This window comes from Streptomyces sp. NPDC006265 (genome assembly GCF_040613555.1).
Lineage (GTDB): Bacteria > Actinomycetota > Actinomycetes > Streptomycetales > Streptomycetaceae > Streptomyces.
Genome location: NZ_JBEXSH010001234.1, coordinates 1 through 1978 on the forward strand (window position 1 = coordinate 1; position 1978 = coordinate 1978).

The 1978-nt window shown below is 75.7% G+C and carries 2 protein-coding genes; one reads left to right on the forward strand and one right to left on the reverse strand.

Features of this window, described 5'->3' with window-relative positions; genetic code table 11:
• Window positions 1-210: 210 nt before the first annotated feature.
• Window positions 211-996: a hypothetical protein gene (locus tag ABZ281_RS47475; RefSeq protein WP_356664845.1), complete on the forward strand. Its 786-nt coding sequence runs from the start codon at window positions 211-213 to the stop codon at window positions 994-996.
• Between the two features lie 308 nt (window positions 997-1304).
• On the opposite strand, the gene ABZ281_RS47480 is transcribed toward ABZ281_RS47475, so the two are convergent.
• Window positions 1305-1970: a GAF and ANTAR domain-containing protein gene (locus ABZ281_RS47480; RefSeq protein WP_356664847.1), complete on the reverse strand. Its 666-nt coding sequence runs from the start codon at window positions 1968-1970 to the stop codon at window positions 1305-1307.
• Window positions 1971-1978: the final 8 nt, after the last annotated feature.

The following is a 1978-nucleotide window of genomic DNA, read 5'->3' on the forward strand; positions in this document are numbered from 1 at the left end:
CCCGGCCCGTAAGGAGCGGGCGTCCCGGCCCGTAAGGAGCGAGGGCGCCCCGGCCCGTGAGAGGCGGGGGCGTCCCGGCCCGGTCACCCGGACGGCCCGTATCGCTGGTGGGCGGGCGGTCGCGGTGGTGCCGTAAGAGCACTCACCCGGTCTTGGAGAGCCCGCCCCGCCCGGAGCCGCCTCCATGAGCCCCCCGCAGGAGGCACCCCGATGACCCACCCCCCGGCCACCCGTGCCCTCCTGGCCTCCGCGCTGTCCGTGACCGCCCTGCTGGCCGCGGCCGGCTGCTCCGTCGACGACGAGCCGCGGCCCCGGTGGTTCTCCGCCTCCGCGTCCGCCACCGGCGCGTCACCCGCCGTCGAGCAGCCCGCCGGTTCCGGGGCCGCCCTCACCTTGGCGCAGGCCCGAGCGGCCCTGGTCACCGAGGCCGACCTCGGGGAGCCGTGGGTGCCGACCCGGGGCGCGCGGACCTGGCGGGACGGGCTGCTCAAGGCCACCACGGAGGACCGGGACTGCCAGCGGCTGCTGGACGCGCTCTACACGGAGGAGCCGTTCGGCACCCCGAAGGGCCCGCAGGCGACGTCCGCGCTCGACGACGGCGACACCGACGCCCAGTTGCACTACCGGGTCACCGCCCACCCCCCGGCCGACGTGGACCGCACGCTGGACTGGATGAAGTCGCTGCCCGGCAGATGCGGCCGGTTCACGGCCGTGACCACCCGCGGCGGCATCCAAAGCGTGGAGGTCAGCGACCTGCCGCTGCCGCCGGTGGGAGACGCCCGGCAGGCCCTGCGGGTCACGCTGGCCGGCGAGACGGAGGAGGGGGAGCCGACGTACCTCACGGTCGACCTCACCGCCGTCCGCGTCAGCGAGGAGACGATCACCCTCACCAACGCCGGCCTCGACGAGGTGTACGCGGAGGTCACCCAGCAGGCCGTGCAACTCGGCGCACAGCGCCTGGCCGACATCAGGAAGCAGGGGCGGGCGCAGATCTGACGGCCCGGTCTCGGGCGCCGGCCCCAGACGCGAGCACCCCGCGCCGACCCCGGACAGCCGGGCACCGATCCCGATCACCGATCCCAAACGCCGAGCACCCCGTGCCGACCCCGGACAGCCAGGCACCGGGCCCCGATCTCCCATCCCAGACGCCGACCCCGGCCAGCCAGGCACCGATCCCCGGCCTCCGATCCCAGACGCCGGCCCCGGACAGCCAGGCACCGATCCCCGGCCTCCGATCCCAGACGCGGGTCCCAGACGGCGGGCAGCGGCCGATGACCAGCAGCCGGCGCAGCGTCCAGCGCCGGTCAGCGATCGAAACGCGTGCGGTGGGCGATCACGTCCCGTGCCACGTCCAGGGCCGTACGCCCGTGAGCGAAGGCGTCCGCCCGCAGCCGCGCGAGCGCGTCGTCGGCGCCCACGCCGAGCTGCGCCATGATCATGCCGACGGCCTGGTAGACCTCGTCGTGGTCGGAGGCCAGACCGCTCAGCCATTCCGTCCCGTCCTGCGTCTCCGGCTCGTCGTCGTGCGGCAGCGCCATCAGGGCCACGGTCATCACTCCGGCCACGATCCGGGCCACGTGCAGCTGGCGGTCGGTGAGGGCGCCGGGGCGGTCGCGGTACAGGTCGAGTGTGCCCACGCACGTCGCACCGCTGCCCAGCGGGACCGCGTACACGGCCCGAACCCCGGCCTCCGTCGCCTGCTGGGCGAAGACCGGCCAGCGTCCCGCGTCACGGCCCGTGGTCAGGTCGCAGGCGAGCACGGGCGCGCCGTCCTCCACCGCGCTCTGGCAGGGGCCGTCGCCCAGCGTCGCCTGGATCTGCGACAGGTGTGCGGCCTGCGCGCTGCTCGCGCTCAGCTGCACGGGCATGCCCTCGCTGCGCAGCGACACACTCGCGCCGATCACCGGCAGCAGTTCCACCGCCACCTCGCACAGCCGGCCCGGGAGCTCACCGGGCTCGGCGCCCCGCACGCCCCGGG